General features: G+C 56.3%; 22 protein-coding genes. 16 read left to right on the top strand and 6 right to left on the bottom strand.

Annotated features, from left to right (window positions below; translation table 11 throughout):
• Positions 1 to 210: 210 nt before the first annotated feature.
• The 3 genes from malZ to N7922_RS19285 are packed head-to-tail and all read left to right on the top strand — an operon-like array spanning position 211 to position 6,136.
• On the top strand, positions 211 to 2,028 hold the full coding sequence (gene malZ, locus N7922_RS19295) for a maltodextrin glucosidase (protein ID WP_263097828.1): 1,818 nt from the start codon (positions 211 to 213) through the stop codon (positions 2,026 to 2,028).
• Between the two features lie 53 nt (positions 2,029 to 2,081).
• Positions 2,082 to 4,763: a DUF2339 domain-containing protein gene (locus N7922_RS19290; protein WP_263097827.1), complete on the top strand. Its 2,682-nt coding sequence runs from the start codon at positions 2,082 to 2,084 to the stop codon at positions 4,761 to 4,763.
• Positions 4,760 to 6,136: a DUF3999 domain-containing protein gene (locus tag N7922_RS19285; RefSeq protein WP_263097826.1), complete on the top strand. Its 1,377-nt coding sequence runs from the start codon at positions 4,760 to 4,762 to the stop codon at positions 6,134 to 6,136. The genes N7922_RS19290 and N7922_RS19285 overlap by 4 nt, the downstream gene beginning before the upstream one ends.
• A 54-nt stretch (positions 6,137 to 6,190) precedes the next feature.
• On the opposite strand, the gene N7922_RS19280 is transcribed toward N7922_RS19285, so the two are convergent.
• Positions 6,191 to 6,793, bottom strand: coding sequence for a peroxiredoxin C (locus N7922_RS19280; protein WP_263097825.1), 603 nt, complete (start codon positions 6,791 to 6,793; stop codon positions 6,191 to 6,193).
• A gap of 167 nt (positions 6,794 to 6,960) precedes the next feature.
• Positions 6,961 to 7,542, bottom strand: a complete 582-nt coding sequence (gene acpH / locus N7922_RS19275; protein ID WP_263097824.1) for an ACP phosphodiesterase — start codon at positions 7,540 to 7,542, stop codon at positions 6,961 to 6,963.
• 92 nt (positions 7,543 to 7,634) lie between these two features.
• Between acpH and queA the strand changes: the two genes are divergently transcribed.
• From queA to N7922_RS19240, 7 genes are all read left to right on the top strand, one after another.
• Positions 7,635 to 8,699 (top strand): tRNA preQ1(34) S-adenosylmethionine ribosyltransferase-isomerase QueA, encoded by a 1,065-nt coding sequence (queA, locus tag N7922_RS19270; RefSeq protein WP_263097823.1) that lies wholly within the window; start codon positions 7,635 to 7,637, stop codon positions 8,697 to 8,699.
• Positions 8,700 to 8,967: 268 nt separating this feature from the next.
• On the top strand, positions 8,968 to 10,095 hold the full coding sequence (gene tgt, locus N7922_RS19265) for a tRNA guanosine(34) transglycosylase Tgt (RefSeq protein ID WP_263097822.1): 1,128 nt from the start codon (positions 8,968 to 8,970) through the stop codon (positions 10,093 to 10,095).
• 21 nt (positions 10,096 to 10,116) lie between these two features.
• Positions 10,117 to 10,449: a preprotein translocase subunit YajC gene (gene yajC / locus N7922_RS19260; protein WP_061497239.1), complete on the top strand. Its 333-nt coding sequence runs from the start codon at positions 10,117 to 10,119 to the stop codon at positions 10,447 to 10,449.
• A 27-nt stretch (positions 10,450 to 10,476) separates the two neighbouring features.
• Positions 10,477 to 12,324 (top strand): protein translocase subunit SecD, encoded by a 1,848-nt coding sequence (gene secD, locus N7922_RS19255; RefSeq protein WP_263097821.1) that lies wholly within the window; start codon positions 10,477 to 10,479, stop codon positions 12,322 to 12,324.
• A 10-nt stretch (positions 12,325 to 12,334) separates the two neighbouring features.
• The gene (secF, locus tag N7922_RS19250) at positions 12,335 to 13,306 is read left to right on the top strand and encodes a protein translocase subunit SecF (RefSeq protein WP_263097820.1); all 972 of its coding nucleotides are present in this window, start codon (positions 12,335 to 12,337) and stop codon (positions 13,304 to 13,306) included.
• A gap of 130 nt (positions 13,307 to 13,436) precedes the next feature.
• Positions 13,437 to 13,802 (top strand): VOC family protein, encoded by a 366-nt coding sequence (locus N7922_RS19245; protein ID WP_263097819.1) that lies wholly within the window; start codon positions 13,437 to 13,439, stop codon positions 13,800 to 13,802.
• A gap of 53 nt (positions 13,803 to 13,855) precedes the next feature.
• On the top strand, positions 13,856 to 14,548 hold the full coding sequence (locus N7922_RS19240; protein WP_263097818.1) for a helix-turn-helix transcriptional regulator: 693 nt from the start codon (positions 13,856 to 13,858) through the stop codon (positions 14,546 to 14,548).
• An 81-nt stretch (positions 14,549 to 14,629) separates the two neighbouring features.
• Here N7922_RS19240 and N7922_RS19235 read toward each other — a convergent pair whose 3' ends face one another.
• Both N7922_RS19235 and N7922_RS19230 read right to left on the bottom strand, forming a co-directional pair.
• Positions 14,630 to 15,502, bottom strand: coding sequence for a nucleoside-specific channel-forming protein Tsx (locus N7922_RS19235; RefSeq protein ID WP_263100956.1), 873 nt, complete (start codon positions 15,500 to 15,502; stop codon positions 14,630 to 14,632).
• A gap of 296 nt (positions 15,503 to 15,798) precedes the next feature.
• Complete coding sequence (locus tag N7922_RS19230; RefSeq protein ID WP_263097817.1) at positions 15,799 to 16,341, bottom strand: DUF3251 domain-containing protein; 543 nt, start codon at positions 16,339 to 16,341, stop codon at positions 15,799 to 15,801.
• Positions 16,342 to 16,494: 153 nt separating this feature from the next.
• Between N7922_RS19230 and nrdR the strand changes: the two genes are divergently transcribed.
• The 6 genes from nrdR (at position 16,495) to pgpA (ending at position 20,597) form a co-directional block, all read left to right on the top strand.
• Entirely contained in the window at positions 16,495 to 16,944 is a 450-nt protein-coding gene (gene nrdR, locus N7922_RS19225; RefSeq protein ID WP_054804396.1) for a transcriptional regulator NrdR, read from the top strand.
• A gap of 2 nt (positions 16,945 to 16,946) precedes the next feature.
• Complete coding sequence (gene ribD / locus N7922_RS19220) at positions 16,947 to 18,050, top strand: bifunctional diaminohydroxyphosphoribosylaminopyrimidine deaminase/5-amino-6-(5-phosphoribosylamino)uracil reductase RibD (RefSeq protein WP_263097816.1); 1,104 nt, start codon at positions 16,947 to 16,949, stop codon at positions 18,048 to 18,050.
• A gap of 89 nt (positions 18,051 to 18,139) precedes the next feature.
• Positions 18,140 to 18,610: a 6,7-dimethyl-8-ribityllumazine synthase gene (gene ribE / locus N7922_RS19215; protein WP_263097815.1), complete on the top strand. Its 471-nt coding sequence runs from the start codon at positions 18,140 to 18,142 to the stop codon at positions 18,608 to 18,610.
• A gap of 21 nt (positions 18,611 to 18,631) precedes the next feature.
• A complete protein-coding gene (nusB, locus tag N7922_RS19210; RefSeq protein ID WP_061497221.1) occupies positions 18,632 to 19,051 on the top strand; it encodes a transcription antitermination factor NusB in 420 nt (139 codons plus the stop codon).
• Between the two features lie 75 nt (positions 19,052 to 19,126).
• Positions 19,127 to 20,104 carry a thiamine-phosphate kinase gene (gene thiL, locus N7922_RS19205; protein ID WP_263097814.1) on the top strand — a complete coding sequence of 326 codons (978 nt, stop codon included), beginning with the start codon at positions 19,127 to 19,129 and terminating at the stop codon, positions 20,102 to 20,104.
• Complete coding sequence (gene pgpA, locus N7922_RS19200; protein WP_263097813.1) at positions 20,082 to 20,597, top strand: phosphatidylglycerophosphatase A; 516 nt, start codon at positions 20,082 to 20,084, stop codon at positions 20,595 to 20,597. The genes thiL and pgpA overlap by 23 nt, the downstream gene beginning before the upstream one ends.
• An 83-nt stretch (positions 20,598 to 20,680) precedes the next feature.
• Here pgpA and N7922_RS19195 read toward each other — a convergent pair whose 3' ends face one another.
• Positions 20,681 to 21,655, bottom strand: a complete 975-nt coding sequence (locus N7922_RS19195) for an aldo/keto reductase (protein WP_263097812.1) — start codon at positions 21,653 to 21,655, stop codon at positions 20,681 to 20,683.
• Positions 21,656 to 21,714: 59 nt separating this feature from the next.
• On the bottom strand, positions 21,715 to 23,577 hold the full coding sequence (gene dxs / locus N7922_RS19190; RefSeq protein WP_263097811.1) for a 1-deoxy-D-xylulose-5-phosphate synthase: 1,863 nt from the start codon (positions 23,575 to 23,577) through the stop codon (positions 21,715 to 21,717).
• Between the last annotated feature and the right edge of the window lie 22 nt (positions 23,578 to 23,599).

Raw genomic sequence — 23,599 nt, 5'->3', positions numbered from 1 at the left:
TAGTTTTTATCAGTATAAAAACCCACCGGGGGCGAGACTTCGGGCATCGGCACGAAGCGGGCGTGAAAAAACTCACGCAAATGCCCGGTGAATATCCCGTCAGATCACATCTGCGCCCCGTCTCTCACCCCCGGAAAAAATGCGAAAGAAGGAGGCGAGACGGCAAGGGCTGTGAAAAAGTGGCGTCATTTTGAACAAAGGGGATTGTTGATGTTGAACGCATGGCACCTGCCGGTCGCGCCGTTTGTCAAACAGCACAAAGACCAGCTCATTATCACCCTCTGGCTGACGGGAACATCGCTGCCCTCGCGGGTAACGCTGCGGGTGGAAGTCGATAATGAAGAAACCCCGCTGGCGATGCATCGCGCGCGTCACACCATCGGTAATGGTGTGACCGTCTGGCGGGCGGCGGTGGATGTAAAGAGCGGGCAGCCGCGCCGCCGCTACAGCTTCAAGCTGTTGTGGCAGGATAAACAACTGTGGTTTACCCCACAGGGGTTCAACCGCTTCCCACCTGCCCGGCTGGAGCAGTTTGCGGTGGATGCGCCGGATAACGGCCCGCAGTGGGTAGCCGATCAGGTGTTTTATCAGATCTTCCCGGATCGTTTTGCCCGCAGCCAAACGCGCGATGCCGATCAGGATAATGTTTATTACCATCACGCCGCGGGCCAGTCGATTGTGTTGCGCGACTGGGACGAGCCGCTGACGGAGGACGCCGGGGGATCCACCTTTTACGGTGGCGATCTGGACGGTATCAGCGAAAAGCTGCCCTATCTGAAAAAGCTGGGCGTGACGGCGCTCTACCTTAACCCGGTCTTTGTTGCGCCCAGCGTGCATAAATATGACACGGAAGATTATCGCCATGTTGATGCGCAGTTTGGCGGCGATCAGGCGTTGCTGCGCCTGCGCCACAACACGCAAGCCCTGGGGATGCGGCTGATCCTCGACGGTGTGTTTAATCACAGCGGCGATTCTCACGCCTGGTTCGACAGGCATAATCGCGGCACGGGTGGCGCCTGTCATAATCCGGACTCTCGCTGGCGTAGCTGGTTCAGCTTTGATGATCAGGGGCACGCCCGCGACTGGCTGGGTTACCCAAGCTTGCCGAAGCTGGATTACCAGTCATCGGCGCTGGTTGATGAAATGTATCAGGGGGAGGACAGCATCGTTCGCCACTGGCTAAAAGCGCCGTGGTACATGGATGGCTGGCGGCTGGATGTGGTGCATATGCTGGGGGAGGATGGCGGTGCGCGTAACAACCTGCTGCACGTTGCCGGTATTGCCCGATCGGCGAAAGAGACCCAACCGCAGGCGTACATCGTCGGCGAACATTTTGGCGATGCGCGTCAGTGGCTGCAGGCGGATGTTGAAGACGCGGCAATGAATTATCGCGGCTTTACGCTGCCGGTATGGGCGTTCCTGGCGAATACCGACAACGCTTATGATCCCCAGAAAATGGATGCGCAAAGTTGCGCGGCGTGGATGGATAACTACCGTGCCGGGCTGTCGCATCAACAGCAATTACGCATGTTTAATCAGCTCGACAGCCATGACACACCGCGCTTTAAGACGGTTCTGGGTAAAGATGTCGCCCGTTTGCCGCTGGCGGTGGTCTGGCTGTTTAGCTGGCCCGGTACGCCCTGCATCTATTATGGCGATGAAGTCGGACTGGATGGCGCAAACGATCCCTTCTGTCGCAAACCCTTCCCGTGGGACAAGAAACGGCAGGATACCCGCTTACTTGCCCTCTACCAACGGATGGCGAGACTGCGCGCCCGTAGCCAGGCGCTGCGCTACGGCGGTTGCCAGGTTGTGTATGCGCAGGAAAACGTGCTGGTGTTTGTGCGCGTTTATCAGCAGCAGCGGGTGCTGGTGGCGCTTAATCGCAGCGAAGCCTGTGAAGTGGTGCTGGAGGATTCACCGCTGCTGCACGGGAAAAACTGGCGGCTTAAAGAAGGTACAGGTACGCTACAGGATGATGTGCTAACGCTACCGGCGATTAGCGCTTCTGTTTGGTCTGCCTCCTGAGCTGAAGCGCGAAAAGGGGGCTTTGCGTCTCCCCTTTAGCGAAGGCGAAGTACATGGATGGTCTTTTATTCTTCGGCGCGGTCGTGCTGTTTTTTGCTTTGGTAGTGGTGCCGATTGTGGCAATCACCGCCTGGCGTCGCAGCGTGGCCACGCAGGATGAACTCACCCGGCTGCGCCAGCGGCTGAGTGTGCTTGAACAGCGGTGGGCCAATGCGCCGGTCAACATTGATCCTGCGCCTGTTACGGCGCAGCCGTTGCCGGTTAGCGATCCTGTTGCCGTTAGCGAACCTGTTGAGGCTGTACAACATAGCGAACCGGTGGCGGTGTCGCCCTGGGGCCGCAAAGTGGACGGCCCTGCGGCGGCTGAGATCGTGCCCGTTGCATCACCCGACGTTGTCTCACCTAAAAACGAGACCGCTTCCTGGGGCCTGGTCTCTTCCCTGGCGCGCTGGTTTATGCAGGGTAATCCGCTGGCCAAGCTGGGGATTGTGCTGCTGTTTATCGGCCTCTCTTTTCTGCTGCGTTATACCGTGGAGTATTCGCTGTTCCCGCTGGAGTTGCGCCTTGCCAGCGTTGCACTGGCGGCGATGGTGCTGCTGGGACTGGGCTGGCGTTTACGTCATAAACAGACGGTATTTGCCCTGATTTTGCAGGGGGGCGCGGTTGGCGCGCTCTATCTCACCGTGTTTGGCGCGTTCCGGCTGTGGCAAATGCTGCCGATGACGCTGGCCTTTGCTTTGCTGCTGGTGATTTGCGCGGCGAGTGTGGGGCTGGCGGTATTGCAAAAAGCGCTAAGTCTGGCGCTGCTGGCGAGTCTGGGTGGTTATCTTGCGCCGATCTTGCTCTCGACCGGCGGCGGTAGACACATTGCGCTGTTTTCCTTCTATTTACTGCTTTCGGTTGGCATTCTCGCCATCAGCCTGTGGCAGCACTGGCGTGAGCTGAATTTGCTGGGCATGTTTTTCACCTTCGGCGTTGCCGGCGTGTGGGGAATGCAGAGTTATCGCCCGGAATTTTACCTGAGCTGCCAACTGTTCCTGATTGCCAATATTGTTATTTTCGGCGTGTTAAGCGTGGTGTTATCCCTGCGTGCGCAGCGGCGGGGCGAACGTATTATCGATGGCGTATTGCTGTTTGCGCCGCCGCTGGCGGGCTTCGGTATGCAGTACGCTATCACGCAGCACTGGGCCTACGGTCCGGCCTTTAGCGCCCTCGGTTTCGGTTTCTTTTACCTGGCGCTGGCTTCACTGGCGCTGAAGCGTTACCCGACCACGGCGAAACCACTGGTGCTGGCGGCGCTGGCGCTGGGCGGCGCGTTTGCCACGCTGGCGATTCCGCTGGCGCTGTCGGCGCGCTGGACATCCATGGCCTGGGCACTGGAAGGACTGGGGATCGTATGGCTCGGCGTGCAGCAGAACCAGCGACGCATGAGCTACAGCGGCACGGCCTTATTGCTACTGGCGTTGTTCAGTGCGCTGTGGGCTGCGGCGGATGGTCTGCCTGCGCTCTCGGTGCTAATGATTTTCGCCGTACTGAGCGGCTGCTGGCTGGCAGGGGCGCTGTTGTGGCGCGGTATGCGGCGCGAAATCAGCTGGCTGTTGCTGGCGAGCGGCATTCTGTTCTGGATCATCGCTTTGGGTGGTGCGGCGAAACGGATGCTGGTTGCCGATGCGCATGCCGCGTTTGCGGTGCTGGCGCTTCTGTCTGCATCCGTCTGGCTGTGGCGAGCCGCGCAGCAGCGTTTGCGCTGGCCAGAGCTGGGCTATGCCCGCTGGTTGCTGTGGCCCGCAATGGCGATGGCGCTGCTGTATCAGATTACCGTGCAGGGGCATATTCTGGCGGGTGGATGGGAAAACCTGGCCTGGTGCGTCGCGCTACCTTCGGCGCTCATTCTGCTGTACCGGGATAACGAAACGGTACCCGTGCGTTTGTCACAAGGGCTGCATATTTCGCTGTTCTGGCTGTTGCTGCTGGCAGCGGGCAGCGAGCTGTGGTGGTTCGTCGGGTCGCTTGGCTGGGGCTTTGAACCGTGGCGTGCTGGTTTGCCGATGGCGGCGGGCGGTATCGTGATTGCGCTGGTGATGGCGGCGATCCGCAGACAGATGTGGCCGGTGCGCGTCTGGCCTGCATTGTATGGCGTGCTGGCGCTGTTGCCACTGATCCCGCTACTCTTCGGGTACTTGCTCTATGCCAACCTGGGGGACGGCGTGGTGCGGGAACTGGCGTACCTGCCACTTATCAACCCACTGGAAGAGGGCGCAGCCTTTGCGTTGCTGGGGTTGTGGCTCTATAGCCGCTTTGCTGAAACACACTATTCGGCGTGGGTACCACAGGTATGGCGAGCACGCCCGTGGGCGATCGCGGCGCTGGCTTTCTGGTGGCTCAATGGCGCGTTATTGCGTGCGCTGGCCTGCTACGGAAACGTGACGTGGGATGCCGGTAGTTTGTGGCAGTCGCGGTTGATCCAGACCTGTTTCGCCCTGTTCTGGATGTTGATTGCGCTGGTGGTGATGATCCACGCTACGCGCCATTCCAGCCGTCGGCAGTGGTTGTGCGGCGGCGTTTTACTCGGTGTCGTGCTGCTCAAACTGATGCTGGTGGACAGCGCCGGTGGCGGTGGACTGGCGCGGGCGATTGCCTTTATTGGCGTGGCCGTGCTGGTGTTGATTGTCGGTTATTTTTCGCCGCTGCCGCCCAAGGCTGCAACGGAGCAGGAAAAGGGAGAAAAACAATGAGAGGGGTATTCGCATTACTGGCGGTGGCGTTAATGGGTTGCGCATTGCCCGCGTTAAGCGGCGAAGAGATCCCCGAGGCCCCGCAAGATTATGCCTGGGGGGCGGCGCTGGATCTGCCGGAGACCGCATCCTGGTATCGCGTCGATCTGCCATTGGATGTCTATGCCCAAAGCACATGGCCGGATCTGCGCGATGTGCGGATCTTTAATCATGATGGTGAACGGGTGCCGTTTACGCTGGAGACGCAGAAAACCGCCGTGGCTGAGCCTGCGCCGATCCCGTTACGGCTTTTCCCGCTGGATGCCTCTCCGGTAGAAACGGAGAACGAAGGGCAAAGTGTGGTGCGTTTGCGGTCTGCCAGCGGGATTGATATCCGCATTGAAGGGGAGACGGCGAAACGCGTCGGACAGAGCTATTTATTGGCGTTGCCGGAAAATCTGCCGCAGAGCTTTACGCTGGCGCAGTTGAAACTGGCATGGGATGCGCCGGTGAAAAACTGGCAGGGTAAGGTGTCGCTGTTTTATAGCAGCAATATGCGTGACTGGGATCTGCTGCAACAGGACTCGCCGGTGATGGAACTGACCAGCGGCGCGGATCGGTTGACGCTTGACCAGATTACCGTCAATCAAACTTTCTCTGCCGACGGTGTACGTTACTTGCTGATGGTGTTTGACACGCCGCAGCTGCCGGTCACGATAACGCACGCCAGCGCGACGCTGGGGAGCGAACCGACACTGCTTGAGCAAGTGCAAATGGCCGGGGAGGGGCAGCGTATTTCCTCCAGCGAAGCGCACTATCAGTGGACGCAACCGCAGCCGTTAAGCGCGCTGTCTGTGACGCTTGCGGACGACGGCGTATTACCGGTGGAGATCAGCTGGCGCAGTGCCGCGAACGCCCCCTGGCGCAGCCTCGCTAAAACGGTGCTGTGGCAGCTTAACGGGCAATCTTCCGCCCCTGTGTCAATGCCGGATGAACCGGTGCAGGCGGTGCGGATTGTGACGCTGGATGCCCGCTTACCGGCATCGTTGCCGCAGGTGAACGGTAGCCGCGATCGGCAAACGGTGCTGTTTAATGCGCAGGGTAAAGGGCCGTTTATGCTGGCATGGGGCAATAAGGCCGCACAGCCCGCAGCGGTAACGCTGGATGCGTTGATCCCACTGGCGTTGCGTAAACAAATCGATGTGGAGGCAATACCGCAAGCGCAGCCTCAGACGCGCGCGACGCTGGGTGGCGACGCGCGGCTGACAGCGACATCACCTGCGGAACGGCAGGCAATGTGGAAAACGCTGCTGGTGTGGGGTGTGCTTGTGCTGGGCGTGGCCGCGCTGGCGTGGATGGCGCTGCACATCTGGCGGGAAGCGAAACCGCGTTAGTTTCCCGGTGACAAAAAAGGCCCGCATGCGGGCCTTTTAGCAAAACGTTGCCGGTTACAGGCTGGAGACGTTTTCGCTCAGGTATTTCGCGACGCCGTCCGGAGAGGCGTTCATCCCTTCTTTGCCTTTTTCCCACTGTGCCGGGCACACTTCGCCGTGCTCTTCGTGGAATTGCAGCGCATCAACCATACGCAGCATTTCATCAATGTTACGTCCCAGCGGCAGGTCGTTTACCACCTGGTGACGAACAATACCGTCTTTGTCGATCAGGAAGGAGCCGCGCAGGGCAACCCCCGCGTCCGGATGTTCAATGCCGTAGGCTTTCTGGATTTCACGTTTGATGTCAGCAACCATCGCGTATTTCACCGCGCCGATACCGCCTTTATCCACCGGCGTGTTACGCCATGCATTGTGAACAAACTCGGAATCGAAAGAGACGCCAACCACTTCGACGCCACGGCTTTGGAACTCGGCATAGCGTTTGTCGAAGGCGATCAGTTCAGACGGGCAAACGAACGTGAAGTCCATCGGCCAGAAGAACAGCACGGTGGCTTTACCGTGGGTGTGCTGTTTGAAATTGAAGTTTTCAACGATTTCACCGTTGCCCAGTACGGCGGCAGCGGTAAAGTCCGGGGCCTGACGAGTCACCAGTACCATAAGTACTCCTTTGATTTACAAGGTTAATAGAACGCAACGCGGGGGATTATAGGGAGAGGTGACGGCCTGCTCAAAGTGCCACTGCCAATCGTTGAGATAGGTTTTGGCTATTGAACGGTTCTTTTTTATCGTTATAAAGATAATGGCGATGGGCAAAAGCGCAAGCGTTATAACGACCGGGCACTCGCCTGAGCGATCATTCGTGGGTAGAAATCCCAGAATAACCGCTCGAGCAGCGCGTAATTGGCGTCCAGATCCTGCCAGGAATCGCGCAGCGCTTCAAGGCGTGGGCGGCGGTTGGCCATGCCGTTGAGTACGTTCTGAATAAAGTGCATTTCACGGTAGCGCTCCATCCAGCGTTCTGACCACAGGTAATTGTTCAGATTGACGAAACGCGGCGGGGAATCGGGTAGGATGGTGGCTACTTGCGCGTGGGCGTAACGGATGAATTCATCCAGCGGAAAATCCGGCGAGACCTGCGCCCAATGGCGTGACAGGAAGTGATCCCACATCACATCGAGAGTGATAGGCGCGACCCGGCGTGTTAGCGGGCGGAAGGCTTCACGGGCTATTTTCACTTCCGGTAGATTGTCGGTCATCACATCGATACGGCGATGCAGATGAATACCGTCGACGATCGCTTGCGGGTAGAGGTTTTCCGGATTGCCGCGCACAAAATCCGCCAGCAGGTTACCGGGAAGGGAGCTGTCAGCCAGATGGGCAAGGTGCAGGTGTGCTAAAAAGTTCATCTCTATTGTTTATCCAAAAGCGGCTAACGGTTGCAGCGAAGGGGCGTGGGCACTAGACTACCCGCCTCTTAAATATGTATCGAGTTAGTGTCATGCGCGTTGCCGATTTTTCCTTTGAATTACCTGAATCCCTGATTGCCCATTACCCGCAGCCCGAGCGCAGCAGTTGCCGCTTATTGTCGCTGGATGGCCCAACAGGCGCGCTGACGCATGGTACTTTCACCGATTTACTCGATAAGCTCAACCCCGGCGACCTGCTGGTGTTCAATAACACCCGCGTTATTCCGGCGCGTCTGTTTGGCCGCAAAGCCAGCGGCGGCAAGATTGAAGTGCTGGTTGAGCGCATGCTCGATGATAAACGTATTCTGGCGCATATCCGCGCCTCTAAAGCGCCGAAACCCGGAGCAGAACTGTTGCTGGGCGATGGGGAAGATATTCAGGCAACCATGGTGGCGCGCCACGACGCGTTATTCGAAGTGGAATTCCATGACGAGCGACCGGTGCTGGATATTCTCAATGCCATCGGCCATATGCCACTGCCGCCGTATATCGACAGACCCGATGAGGACGCCGATCGCGAGCTGTACCAGACCGTTTACAGCCAGAAACCCGGTGCGGTAGCTGCACCGACGGCGGGCCTGCATTTTGATGAACCGTTGCTGGCGCGTCTGCGCGAAAAAGGCATTGAAATGGCCTTTGTCACCCTGCATGTCGGGGCCGGGACTTTCCAGCCCGTGCGCGTTGACAGCATTGAAGACCACATCATGCATTCCGAGTACGCTGAAGTGCCGCAGGAGGTTGTGGACGCGGTGCTGGCGGCAAAAGCCCGCGGCAACCGTGTGGTGGCGGTCGGCACCACCTCTGTGCGCTCGCTGGAAAGCGCTGCGCAGGCGGCGAAGGATGCGTTGATTGCCCCGTTCTTCGGCGATACGCAGATCTTTATCTATCCGGGGTATCAGTACCAGGTGATCGATGCGCTGGTCACCAATTTCCATTTGCCTGAATCGACGCTGATTATGCTGGTTTCCGCTTTCGCCGGTTATCAACACACCATGAATGCGTACCACGCCGCAGTTGCGGAGAAATATCGCTTTTTTAGTTACGGTGATGCGATGTTTATCACGTACAATCCGCAAGCTCTTTTAGAGCGTACTTGATAAGGCTATTTTACTTGCCATTTTGGACCTGGGCAGCGCTCGCACAAAATGTGATGGCATTTTGAACGCCGCTTGCGGCGGCCCTTTAGGGCGAGCGAAGCGAGTCATCCTCACGTACTACGTGTACGTTCCGGTTGCTGCGCGTTGCCCGCGTTCAGACTGGCTGCGCCAATAACGCCTTGCGTGCGGATTGGTCAATTCGACGTTGTGGAGTGATTCCGCAACAGGTTAGTTATCATCAGACTGTTTCTCTGATGTTGGAGAAGAAATGAAATTTGAACTCGATACTACCGACGGGCGCGCGCGCCGTGGCCGCCTGGTGTTTGAGCGTGGCGTTGTGGAAACGCCGGCATTTATGCCTGTGGGCACTTACGGCACCGTAAAAGGGATGACGCCGGAAGAAGTGGAAGCGACGGGTGCGCAGATCATTCTGGGCAATACCTTCCACTTGTGGCTGCGCCCGGGCCAGGAAATTATGAAGCTGCACGGCGATCTGCACGATTTCATGCAGTGGAAAGGGCCGATCCTCACCGATTCCGGCGGCTTCCAGGTCTTTAGCCTTGGCGACATCCGTAAGATCACCGAAGCGGGTGTTCATTTCCGTAACCCGATCAATGGCGATCCGATTTTCCTCGATCCGGAAAAATCGATGGAGATTCAATACGATCTCGGTTCCGATATCGTAATGATTTTCGACGAATGCACGCCTTACCCGGCAGAGTGGGACTATGCAAAGCGCTCCATGGAGATGTCTCTGCGTTGGGCGAAGCGCAGCCGTGACCGTTTTGATGGGCTGGGAAATAAAAATGCGCTGTTTGGCATTATTCAGGGCAGCGTTTACGAAGATTTACGCGATATCTCTGTCAAAGGTCTGGTAGAGATTGGCTTTGATGGCTACGCTGTCGGCGGTTTGGCTGTTGGCGAGCCGAAAGAAGACATGCACCGCATTCTGGAGCACGTCTGCCCGCAGATCCCGGCAGACAAACCACGATACCTGATGGGCGTGGGGAAACCGGAAGATCTGGTTGAAGGTGTGCGTCGCGGTATTGATATGTTTGACTGCGTTATGCCGACGCGTAACGCCCGTAATGGCCATCTGTTTGTGACCAATGGCGTGGTGAAAATCCGTAACGCGAAATATAAAAGCGATACCGGCCCGCTCGATCCCGAGTGTGATTGCTATACATGTCGCAATTATTCGCTCGCCTACTTGCATCATCTTGATCGTTGCAACGAAATATTGGGCGCGCGTCTCAACACCATTCATAACCTGCGGTTCTATCAGCGCTTAATGGCTGGTTTACGCAAGGCTATTGAAGAGGGTAAATTAGAGAGCTTCGTAGCGGATTTTTACCAACGACAGGGTCGACCGGTTCCACCTTTGAACGTTGATTAATTTAATAATGAGGGAATTTGAATGAGCTTTTTTATTTCTGATGCGGTAGCCGCAGCAGGCGCGCCGGGACAGAGCAGCCCGATGTCTCTGATCCTGATGCTGGTTGTGTTCGGTCTGATTTTTTACTTCATGATCCTGCGCCCGCAGCAAAAACGCACCAAAGAGCATAAAAAGCTGATGGACTCCATCGCGAAGGGTGATGAAGTACTGACCAACGGTGGCCTGGTAGGTCGCGTAACCAAAGTAGCGGAAACCGGCTACATTGCTATCGCGCTGAACGACACCACTGAAGTGGTCATCAAACGTGACTTCGTAGCTGCCGTTCTGCCGAAAGGCACCATGAAGGCGCTGTAATCTATCGTTTTCCCAAAGGGAACTGCCGTGTTAAACCGTTATCCTTTGTGGAAGTACATCATGCTGGTCGTCGTGATTATCGTCGGCCTGCTTTACGCACTTCCCAACCTGTATGGTGAGGATCCGGCTGTTCAGATCACTGGCGCGCGCGGCGTCGCCGCCAGTGAGCAAACGCTGATCCAGGTCCAGAACGATCTACAAAAAGAAAAAATCAACGCGAAGTCTGTGGCACTGGAAGAGGGCGCGATTCTTGCTCGCTTCGATTCTACCGATACGCAGCTCCGTGCCCGCGAAGTACTGGTCAGCGCGTTAGGCGACCAATACGTTGTGGCGCTTAACCTTGCGCCGGCAACCCCGCGCTGGTTGACCTACATTAAAGCCGAACCGATGAAACTCGGCCTCGACTTGCGTGGCGGCGTGCACTTCCTGATGGAAGTCGACATGCAAACGGCGCTTGGCAAATTGCAGGAACAGAATATCGACAGCCTGCGCAGCGATCTGCGCGATAAAAGCATTCCTTACACCACCGTGCGTAAGGAAGATAACTATGGCCTGAGCATTCAGTTCCGCGACAGCGCGGCGCGCGATCAGGCGAACGCTTATCTGACAAACCGTCACCGCGATCTGGTTATCTCCAACCAGGGCGACAACGTACTGCGCGCAGTGATGAGCGATGCGCGTCTGAGCGAAGCGCGCGAATACGCGGTTCAGCAGAACATCAACATCCTGCGTAACCGTGTTAACCAGCTCGGCGTTGCCGAACCGCTGGTGCAGCGCCAGGGTGCTGACCGTATTGTGGTTGAACTGCCGGGTATTCAGGATACTGCGCGTGCTAAAGAGATTCTGGGCGCGACCGCAACGCTGGAATTCCGTCTGGTCAACAGCAGTGTGGATGCTTCCGCAGCCGCCGCTGGCCGTGTTCCGGGCGATTCTGAAGTCAAACAGACGCGTGAAGGTCAGCCGGTTGTCCTGTACAAACGCGTGATCCTGACCGGTGACCATATCACTGACTCAACCTCAAGCCAGGATGAGTACAACCAGCCGCAGGTCAACATTTCGCTGGACAGTGCGGGCGGCAACATCATGTCTAACTTCACCAAGGACAACATCGGCAAGCCGATGGCGACCCTGTTTGTGGAGTACAAAGACAGCGGTAAAAAAGATGCTAACGGTCGTGCGGTGCTGGTGAAACAGGAAGAGGTGATTAACATCGCCAATATCCAGTCTCGCCTCGGCAACAGCTTCCGTATTACGGGGATTAACAATCCGAACGAAGCACGTCAGCTGTCGCTGCTGCTGCGCGCTGGTGCGTTGATTGCGCCGATTCAAATTGTTGAAGAGCGCACCATTGGTCCAACGCTGGGTTCACAGAACATTACTCAGGGTCTGGAAGCCTGCCTGGCGGGTCTGGTGGTCTCCATCATCTTTATGATCTTCTTCTATAAGAAGTTTGGTCTTATCGCGACCTCTGCGCTGGTGGCTAACCTGGTATTAATTGTCGGTATTATGTCCTTGTTGCCTGGCGCAACGCTGACCATGCCGGGGATTGCGGGGATCGTGCTGACGCTTGCGGTGGCGGTGGACGCCAACGTACTGATAAACGAACGTATTAAGGAAGAGCTGAGCAACGGTCGTTCGATCCAGCAGGCTATCCACGAAGGTTATCAGGGCGCGTTTTCGTCCATTTTCGATGCGAACATCACCACGTTGATCAAAGTGCTTATTCTTTACGCGGTAGGTACGGGGTCAATTAAAGGGTTTGCGATCACTACCGGTATCGGTGTGGCGACCTCGATGTTCACCGCCATTGTCGGTACCCGTGCCATCGTCAACCTGTTGTACGGCGGCAAACGCATTAACAAGCTGTCTATCTGAGGAGTGCGTTGTGGCACAGGATTATACTGTTGAACAATTGAACCACGGCCGTAAAGTCTGGGACTTTATGCGCTGGGACAACTGGGCTTTTATGATTTCCGGCGGGCTGCTGATCCTGTCCATCGTGGTGATGGGCGTTCGCGGCTTTAACTGGGGCCTGGATTTTACCGGTGGTACGGTTATCGAAATTTCGCTGGAAAAACCAGCGGATATGGATCTGATGCGCGACGCGCTGGAGAAAGCGGGCTTCAAAGAGCCGCTGCTGCAGAACTTCGGCAGCAGCCGCGACATTATGGTGCGTATGCCGCCTGCGCAGGGTGAAACCGGCGGGCAGGTACTGGGCAGTAAGGTTGTGAGCGTCATTAATGAAGCCACCAGCCAGAATGCCGCTGTGAAGCGCATTGAATTCGTCGGCCCGAGCGTGGGGGCGGATCTGGCGCAAACGGGCGGCATGGCGCTGCTGGTGGCGCTGATCAGCATTCTGGTGTATGTCGGTTTCCGTTTTGAATGGCGTCTGGCTGCTGGTGTGGTTATCGCGCTGGCGCACGACGTGATCATCACCATGGGCGTGCTGTCGCTGTTCCAGATTGAGATTGACCTGACCATTGTGGCATCGCTGATGTCGGTGATCGGTTACTCCCTTAACGACAGTATCGTGGTATCTGACCGTATCCGTGAGAACTTCCGTAAGATCCGTCGCGGTACGCCGTATGAGATCTTTAACATCTCGCTGACGCAGACCCTGCATCGTACTTTGATCACCTCCGGTACGACGTTGGTGGTGATCCTGATGCTGTATCTGTTCGGTGGCGCGATGCTGAAAGGCTTCTCACTGACCATGCTGATCGGGGTTTCCATCGGTACGGCTTCTTCCATTTACGTCGCCTCCGCACTGGCGTTGAAAATGGGGATGAAGCGCGAGCACTTGCTGCAGCAGAAAGTCGAGAAAGAAGGGGCGGATCAGCCGTCCATTCTGCCGTAAACGTTTGTTTGTTGTGAAAAACCGCAGCTCAGTCTGCGGTTTTTTTTCGCCTGACGATCGCTCCTGACAGTATGCTGTCAGGAGGGGGGTGGCAAAATCTCCTTGCTGACTAAACAGAAAGGAGATGAACATGAGCACATTAATTAACTGGTTTGAGCTGCCGGTGCAGCAACTCGATCGCGCTGTGGCGTTTTATCAACATGTATTGGGCGGTGAATTTCGTCGTGAGACGGTGACCGGCATTGAGATGGCGGTATTCCCGCATATCAAACCTGCCACGGGTGGCGCGCTGGTAAAAGGCCCGATGTTCCAGCCTGCGAACGGCGGCGCAGTGATTTACCTCGCGACGGAAGATATTAATGCCGCACTTGAGCGCGTGCGTGAGAAACAAGGGGAATGCTGCTTTGGCCCACAGGTATTACCGGACAATATTGGTACCATTGCGCTGATTATTGACAGTGAAGGTAATCGGGTAGGTTTGCACCAGCCTGCATAATATACTTTGAGCCTGCGCATACCGCGCAGGCTGATTTTTCCCGGAAAACGACCATGAGCCGCCGCGCCGATCGTCTGTTTCAGATAGTACAAGTCCTGAGAACCCGCCGACGAGTGACGGCCGCGTTGCTGGCTGAGCGACTGGAGGTTTCTGAACGCACCATCTATCGCGATATCCGCGATTTATCGCTGTCTGGCGTGCCGGTTCAGGGCGAAGCCGGAAGTGGGTATCGCCTGATGCCCGGTTTTGATCTCCCGCCATTGATGTTTACCAGCATGGAAGTAGAGGCGCTGATCGCCGCGATTGGTATGCTGCAAACCTGGAGCGGCGATGTGCTGGCGCAGGCTGCCGGTTCAGCACAAGAGAAACTGCTGGCGGTGTTGCCGTACGATAAACGCATCGCGGCTGAACGTAACCGCATTATTTCGCCGAATTTTGACAGATTTCCGCAGGTTCGCGTCTGGTTTGATGTTATTCATCAGGCAATGCGCCTGCATCAGGAGCTGTATCTGCACTACCAGGACGAGAAGGGGGAAGCTTCCGAACGGGTGATCCATCCGCTGGGATTATCCTTTATGGGGGCGACGTGGGTACTGGTGGCGTGGTGTGAACTGCGTGATGATTACCGCTGTTTTCGCCTGGATCGTTGCCAGGGCGTGACCTTTACCGGGAAAGCATTCGCCGAGCGGCCCGATCGCTCAATGCAAGAGTTTATCCGCTTGCAGAAAGAAGCCTACGCGAAATAAAAAAGCCGACCTTGCGATCGGCTTTTCGGGCTGGATGCGCTGGCCGTGGCTGAACGCCACCCGGCAAGCGTTAGCACGGAATTAGAAATTGTAACCCACTACCAGGTAACCACCCCAACCGGTAGAACGTGCGTAGACATCGCCACCCAGTGATGCATCATCTTTGAACTGACCGCCATTGTGCCAGTAACGCGCAACAACAGAGTAATGCCAGTGATCGTAGCCCAGAGAGAGAATATGGCTGGACGCGATGGAGTTGTTGGTACGAAGCTGTTCGCCATTCACGTAGTAACGGCTGTCGCCCAGGTCTGAACCCCAGTCAAAGTTGGTAAAGCCGATGTAGCTCAGCTGGCCGCCCCACAGCGTGGTGATCGGTACAAAGTATTTCACTTTGAAACGGTAGCCATCCCACTCGTTCTCGTTAGTGGCCCCGTAGTTCTGCCACTGGTATTTCGCATACACGTTCAGAGACAGGCTCATCGGCAGACCGGTGTCGATGTCGGTACCCAGACCCATGTACCAGGTGCTCTGGCGACCAGACGCGTTGCGGCCCATATCGTAGATGTAGTTGTTGGCGATATACCACTCTTTGAACGGACCGAAGCTCAGGTCAGTGCCGGTCAGTTTATCAATGGAGAAACGCGGTTCGATTTCCATAAACAGCGGAGAGCCGTGGTTCCAGATCCCCTTCGCACCGGTGTTACCCCCGAAGAATACCGGCGCATCCATATAGCCGTAGAAATCAAACCAATCTTTCTTGGCGAATGCTTCATATTCCAGGTAGGTATCGTTACGCGGGACAGGTCCGAAACGGGTGTGATAACTCCCCACCACGTTTACGCTCTGGTGCCACCAGTCGGAAAGGTATTCAGGTTTGCTGTTATCCGCTGCGTTGGCAGTGAAAGAAGCGGAAAGCGTCAGAGCAGCACCGGCTGCGAGGATTATTTTTTTCATCATTTCGCCACTGATTGAGATCCCAGACGGGAGTGAAAGAAAGCACGCATTGAGTTTCTAAATGTTTCATATTTCTGGACGCCTATTATAAGTATCCGCGCTCACAAAAATATGTGTTGTTTCACATTACTGACACGCGCGTAATCGATTGCGTTCACGTTTGCGTGCAATAAACGAGGGCGATTGTACTGGCATTTATCAATATTGCAAATTCGTGAATGTGATGACGGGATGAAGGAAAAGAAGAAAAAGCATGACAAAAAGCAAGCAGGGGCGACAACGTCACCCCTGACGACTTACTGCAAATTGGTGGGCTGAATGTCGTGAATGCGCACAAAGCCTAACTGGTCCGGCGTAATGCCGTTGAGTTGCAGCGGAATGTCCACATCGCTTGGCGCAAGGGTGCTGGCAGGCGCGTTAATCAGCTGATTCTGCACATTCACTTCCTGATAGTTTTCGGTTGTGCCCTGAATCTGCCCCCACTCGACCGTACCACTGAAGGCGGGCAACGGATCGTTGGACTCGCCCTGGATACGTAGTACGACGCGGGTGCCGCCAGCGTTTGGCGCAATGTTTTGCAATGACATGCGCAACATACCAATCTGGCTATTCAGGCGAGCCGGGGTGTTCGCACCCGGTAGCAAATATACGCCGCTGCCGGATTTCGCATTCAGGGTATTTTGCTGGGTGATTTTGACCGTTTCTTTATTCAGTTTGCTCATTTCGTTGTTCAGCGTGCTGACGCTCTGATGCAACTGACGGACTTCGCTTTGCTGGGCGCAGGCACTGAGGGCAAAAAGGCTTCCCAGTAAGAGTGTTCTTAGGTAACGTCTTGTCATTGTGTCTGTTTCCTTGAAAATGAGGATCTCAGTAATGGTAGATCGCAACGCTGTGGTTGCCATCGATCCATTGTCTCAAAAACGGTCTGCCTTTGTAGTCATGCCAGTTCAGGGTAAAATAGATTTCAGTTAACTCTAACGTCAGGACACCGTATGCATTGCCCATTCTGTTTCGCCGTGGATACCAAAGTAATTGATTCTCGTCTGGTGGGTGAAGGTTCTTCTGTTCGCCGCCGTCGGCAGTGTCTGGTCTGCAACGAGCGTTTCACCACCTTTGAAGTGGCGGAACTCGTGATGCCGCGGGTGGTGAAGAGCAATGATGTGCGTGAGCCGTTCAACGAAGACAAACTGCGCAGCGGTATGCTGAAAGCGCTGGAAAAACGTCCGGTAAGCGCGGATGACGTGGAAATGGCGCTGAACCATATTAAATCGCAACTTCGCGCAACAGGCGAACGCGAAGTGCCGAGTAAAATGATCGGTAATCTGGTGATGGAGCAGCTTAAAAAGCTCGATAAAGTGGCCTATGTTCGCTTTGCCTCCGTCTACCGCAGCTTTGAAGATATTCGCGAGTTTGGCGAAGAGATCGCTCGCCTACAGGACTAAGCATGCAGGACGAAATGTATATGGCCCGTGCGCTGAAACTGGCGCAGCAAGGTCGCTTTACCACCCATCCGAATCCGCGCGTCGGCTGCGTGATTGTGAAAGATGGCGAGATCGTTGGCGAAGGTTTTCACTATCGTGCGGGTGAACCCCATGCTGAAGTGCATGCGCTGCGTATGGCAGGCGATCGCGCCCGCGGCGCAACGGCGTATGTCACGCTGGAGCCGTGCAGTCACCATGGCCGTACGCCGCCGTGCTGCGAAGCGCTGATTGCCGCTGACGTCGCGCGCGTTGTTGCGGCGATGCAGGACCCCAACCCGCAGGTTGCCGGTCGCGGCTTATACTGTCTACAACAGGAAGGCATTGAGGTCAGCCACGGGCTGATGATGAGCGAAGCCGAAGTGCTGAATAAGGGCTTCCTCAAACGCATGCGCACCGGGTTTCCCTATGTGCAGCTCAAGCTGGGGGCATCGCTGGACGGCCGCACTGCGATGGCGAATGGCGAAAGTCAGTGGATCACCTCGGCGCAGGCGCGTCGCGATGTACAGTTATTGCGCGCGCAGAGCCATGCCATTCTGACCAGCAGTGCAACCGTGCTGGCGGACGATCCCGCGCTGACCGTACGCTGGGAGGAGTTAAACGCCGACACGCAGGCGCTTTATCCGCAAGAGAACGTACGCCAGCCAGTGCGTATTGTTGTCGACAGCCAGAACAGGGTCACACCGCAGCACCGCATTAGCCAGCAGGCAGGTGAAACCTGGTTTGCCCGGACGAAAGCAGACGATCGCGCCTGGCCGCAAAGTGTGCGGGAAATTATTGTACCGGAGCATAACGGCCATGCGGATCTGGTTACGTTGATGATGTTGCTGGGAAAACAGCAAATCAACAGCGTGTGGGTTGAAGCCGGTGCTAACCTTGCTGGCGCGTTATTGCAGGCCGGCCTGGTGGATGAACTGATTATTTACCTCGCGCCTAAGCTGCTTGGCAGCGATGCGCGCGGGTTATGCGTATTGCCGGGACTGTCGGCGCTGGCCGATGCTCCACAATTTAAATTCAATGAGATACGTCAGGTTGGCCCGGATGTCTGCCTGCATCTTACCCACGCGTGATGCCCGCTGTAAAAGGGAAGCAGCGCGTAAAATATTATGATAAAATCCGCCCCCCTGCGGGGTCCGAACTGAACCTGTGAAGGATATGTATGAACATTATTGAAGCCAACGTCGCTGCTCCTGACGCTCACGTCGCCATCACCATCGCGCGTTTCAACAACTTCATCAACGACAGCCTGCTGGAAGGCGCGATTGATGCGCTGAAACGCATCGGTCAGGTGAAAGACGCCAATATCACCGTCGTGTGGGTGCCTGGCGCTTACGAACTGCCGCTGGCGGCAGGCGCGCTGGCGAAAACCGGCAAATACGATGCGGTGATCGCGCTCGGTACGGTGATCCGCGGTGGCACTGCGCACTTCGAATATGTTGCTGGTGGTGCAAGCAATGGCCTGGCGCATGTTGCGCAGGATAGCGAAATTCCTGTCGCGTTTGGCGTGCTGACCACTGAAAGTATTGAACAAGCCATCGAACGCGCTGGTACCAAAGCCGGTAACAAAGGCGCAGAAGCTGCGCTGACCGCGCTTGAAATGATTAATGTATTGAAAGCCATTAAGGCCTGATTTTTTTGTAAGGGGAATTCCGTGAAACCTGCTGCTCGTCGCCGCGCCCGTGAGTGTGCCGTCCAGGCGCTTTACTCCTGGCAGTTGTCCCAGAACGACATCGCTGATGTTGAATACCAGTTCCTGGCGGAGCAAGACGTTAAAGATGTTGACGTCCTGTACTTCCGTGAACTGCTGAGCGGGGTGGCGACCAATAGCGCATATCTCGATGGCTTAATGAAGCCGTACCTGTCCCGCATGCTGGAAGAGCTGGGCCAGGTCGAGAAAGCGGTATTGCGTATCGCACTGTTCGAACTGTCTAAACGTGATGATGTGCCGTATAAAGTGGCCATCAACGAAGCTATCGAACTGGCAAAAACCTTTGGCGCTGAAGACAGCCACAAGTTTGTTAACGGCGTGCTGGATAAAGCCGCACCTGCGATCCGTCCCCACAAAAAGTGATCCGCAAGCCGGTGATAAGCGCTGCACTCTGCTCGCTTGTCCCGGCTTTTTCTTTTTTCTACCGAGGCATAACGTATGGCATGCGGCGAATTTTCCCTGATTGCCCGTTATTTTGACCGTGTACGTCACTCCCGTCGCGATGTAGAAACCGGCATCGGTGACGACTGCGCACTGCTCAATGTTCCCGAAAAACAGACGCTGGCAATAAGCGTGGATACGCTGGTGGCGGGCAACCACTTTTTGCCGGATATCGATCCGGCCGATCTGGCGTATAAAGCGCTGGCGGTTAACCTTAGCGATCTGGCTGCGGTTGGCGCCGATCCGGCGTGGATGACGCTGGCGTTGACCTTACCGGATGCGGATGACGCCTGGCTGCAGGCCTTCAGCGATAGCCTGTTTGAACAACTCAGTTACTACGATATGCAACTCATTGGCGGCGACACCACGCGCGGACCGCTGTCGATGACGATTGGCATTCATGGCTATGTGCCGGTTGGGCGCGCCATGAAACGCGACGGCGCAAAACCAGGCGACTGGATTTATGTCACCGGCACGCCGGGCGATAGCGCTGCCGGGCTGGCGATTTTGCAGCAGCGTTTAGTGGTGAAAAACCGCGAAGACGCAGCTTATCTGCGCCAGCGTCACCTGAGACCGACACCGCGTCTTCTGCATGGCCAGGCGTTACGCAATCTTGCCAGCTCGGCAATCGACATTTCAGATGGTCTGATTTCCGATCTGGGCCATATTCTGCACGCCAGCGGCTGCGGCGCGCGCGTCGACCTGGATTTGCTGCCCTATTCAGACGCTTTCCGCCGACATGTAGAGAAAGAGCAGGGGCTGCGCTGGGCGCTTTCTGGGGGGGAAGATTATGAGCTGTGCTTTACTGTGCCGGAACTGAACCGCGGCGCGCTGGATGTGGCAATCGGTCACCTTGGCGTGCCTGTTACTTGTATAGGGCAGATGAGCGCCGATATCGACGGGCTGCATTTTACGCGTGACGGCAAGCCCGTTACGCTCGATATGAAAGGATATGACCACTTTGCCGCGCACTAAAGACATCGCCAAAAGCCGCCTCAATTTACGCAATCCCTGGCATCTGCTGGCTACCGGCTTTGGCAGTGGTTTGAGCCCGATAGTACCAGGAACGATGGGTTCGCTGGCCTCGATTCCTTTCTGGTGGGGGATGACGTTTTTACCCTGGCAGATCTATTCACTGCTGGTGATGCTGGGCATTTCCATTGGTGTCTATCTTTGTCACCAGACGGCAAAAGATATGGGCGTACACGATCACGGCAGCATTGTCTGGGATGAATTCATTGGGATGTGGATAACGCTGATGGCATTACCCACCCATGACTGGCAGTGGGTGGCCGTGGGGTTTGTGCTGTTCCGTATTCTGGATATGTGGAAGCCGTGGCCGATCCGCTGGTTTGATCGCAACGTTCACGGCGGGATGGGGATCATGGTGGATGATATTGTCGCCGGGATCATCGCCGCCGGGTTGCTGTACCTGATTGGCCACCACTGGCCGATTGGGCTGATTTAATTGTGCTGTGCCGGAGGGCGGTTAATGCCTTCCCTGCAGTAAAATATGCAGGCCCGGTAAGCGAAATGCTGCCGGGCCGTTTATTATTTAAACCCCACCACCGGATGTGGCTGATACGGCGTTTCGAGTTCGGCGATGTGCTCCGGCTTCAACGTTAAATCCACTGCGCCCAGCAGTTCGTCGAGTTGCTCTTCCCGGGATGCGCCAATAATCGGTGCGGCAATGGCCGGTTTGCTGAGTAACCATGCCAGCGCCACTTGCGCGCGCGATGCCCCTGTCTCTTCTGCCACACCCGCCAGACGCTCTGCAATCTGCGCATCGTTTTCATCGGTTTCGCTGTACAGCGTTTTACCAAACTCATCGGAGACCAGACGGGCGGTGGTTTCTCCCCACGGACGGGTTAAACGACCGCGCGCCAGCGGGCTCCACGGGATCACCGCGACCCCTTCTTTGTCGCACAGCGGCAGCATGTCGAGCTCTTCTTCCCGGTAGATCAGATTGTAGTGATCCTGCATGGTGACAAAACGCGCCCAGCCGTGTTCCGCCTGGAGCGACAGCGCCTGGGCAAATTGCCGGGCATGCATGGAAGATGCACCGATATAGCGCGCTTTACCGGCTTTCACCACATCGTTAAGCGCTTCGAGGGTTTCTTCAATCGGCGTGGTGTAATCCCAGCGATGGATCTGCAGGAGATCGACATACTCCATACCCAGACGTTTGAGACTGTCATCAATGGAGCGCAGGATCTGCGCCCTGGAGAGGCCTTCCGCCAGATCCCCCACCTGGTGATAGACTTTGGTGGCAACAATCACCTCATCGCGGCGGGTAAAATCGCGCAGCGCGCGACCAACAATCTCTTCACTGCTGCCGTCAGAGTAACTGTTCGCGGTGTCGAAAAAGTTGATGCCGCCTTCCAGCGCGCGCCGGATAATCGGGCGGCTGCTCTCTTCCGGCAGCGTCCAGGCGTGTTTACCCCGGTCAGGTTCGCCAAATGTCATGCAGCCAAGGCAAAGGCGGGAAACCCGAAGATCTGTTTTTCCTAATGTGTTGTATTGCATGGTTCCACTCCTGCTCGTCAAACGTACGTTTAAGCATAGCAGGAGTGGAAAGGGGAGGGTCAGGCCAGCCAGTGACGGATGCTGGCTTCAATGCCTGCGGCATTCAACCCCAGGTCTGCGCGCGCTTCATCCTGCGTACCTTGCGGGATAAAGAAGTCTGGCAGGCCAAGATTCAGTACCGGCACCGGTTTACGGTGAGCCATCAGGACGTCATTCACGCCGCTGCCCGCGCCGCCAATAATGGCATTCTCTTCCAGCGTGACCAGCGCGTCATGAGTGGCGGCGGTTTGCAGAATCAGGGCTTCATCCAGCGGCTTAACAAAACGCATATCGATAAGCGTCGCGTTCAGCGCCTCCGCCGCTTTTTCCGCTTCCGGCAGCAGGGTGCCGAAGTTGAGGATCGCCAGCTTCTCACCACGACGTTTCACCAGACCCTTACCGAGAGGCAGTTTTTCCAGCGGTTGCAGCGGCACGCCAACGGCGTTGCCTCGTGGGTAGCGCACTGCGCTTGGCCCCTCTGCATAGTGATAACCGGTGAACAGCATCTGGCGACACTCGTTTTCGTCGCTCGGCGTCATGATCACCATATCGGGAATGCAGCGCAGATAGGAGATATCAAAGGCTCCCTGGTGCGTTTGCCCGTCAGCGCCGACAATCCCTGCGCGATCGATAGCGAACAGCACCGGCAGTTTCTGGATCGCCACATCGTGGATCACCTGGTCATACGCGCGTTGCAGGAACGTCGAGTAGATCGCCACAACGGGTTTGTAACCGCCAATGGCCAGGCCCGCAGCGAACGTCACTGCATGTTGCTCGGCGATGGCGACATCGAAGTATTGATCCGGGTATTTGCGTGAAAATTCCACCATACCGGAGCCTTCACGCATTGCCGGGGTGATCGCCATCAGCTTATTGTCCTTGGCCGCCGTTTCGCATAGCCAGTCGCCGAAGATTTTCGAATAAGAGGGCATTCCGCCGCTGCTTTTCGGTAATGTTCCACTGGTGGGATCGAATTTTGGCACCGCGTGGAAGGTGATCGGATCTTTTTCAGCCGGCTCATACCCACGGCCTTTCTTGGTCATGATATGCAGGAATTGCGGGCCTTTCAGGTCGCGCATATTGCGCAACGTTTGCACCAGTCCCAGCACGTCATGCCCGTCCACCGGGCCGATATAGTTAAAGCCCAGTTCTTCAAACAGCGTACCCGGTACGACCATACCTTTGATATGTTCCTCGGTACGCTTGATCAGCTCTTTGATCGGCGGTACGCCGGAGAGGACTTTTTTACCGCCCTCGCGCAGTGTGGAGTAAAGCTTGCCGGAAAGCAGTTGCGCCAGATGGTTATTCAGCGCACCGACGTTTTCGGAAATCGACATTTCGTTGTCGTTGAGCACCACCAGCATATCGGGGCGAATATCCCCGGCGTGGTTCATCGCTTCGAACGCCATCCCGGCGGTGATCGCGCCGTCGCCAATCACGCAGACGGTGCGCCGCTGTTTGCCCTCTTTCGCGGCCGCGATGGCAACACCGATCCCGGCGCTGATTGAGGTGGACGAGTGGCCCACGCTCAGTACGTCATATTCGCTTTCGCCACGCCACGGGAAGGGGTGCAGACCATTTTTCTGCCGGATAGTGCCGATTTTATCCCGGCGCCCGGTCAGGATCTTGTGCGGATAGGCCTGATGGCCAACGTCCCAGATCAGCTGGTCGAAGGGGGTGTTGTAGACGTAGTGCAGCGCAACGGTCAGCTCGACCGTGCCAAGCCCGGAAGCGAAGTGCCCGCTGGAACGGCTCACGCTATCCAGCAGGTAGCGACGCAGCTCGTCGCACAGCTTCGGCAGGCTCTCTTTCGGCAGCAGACGCAACTCTTGTGTGGTATCAACCAGCGCCAGCGTCGGGTATTTGGCTATATCAAAACTCATCAGCAACTCGTTATAGCATGTT

It is taken from the genome of Kosakonia sp. ML.JS2a, assembly GCF_025642095.1.
GTDB lineage: Bacteria > Pseudomonadota > Gammaproteobacteria > Enterobacterales > Enterobacteriaceae.
This window is presented reverse-complemented; position numbering and strand designations above follow the sequence as displayed.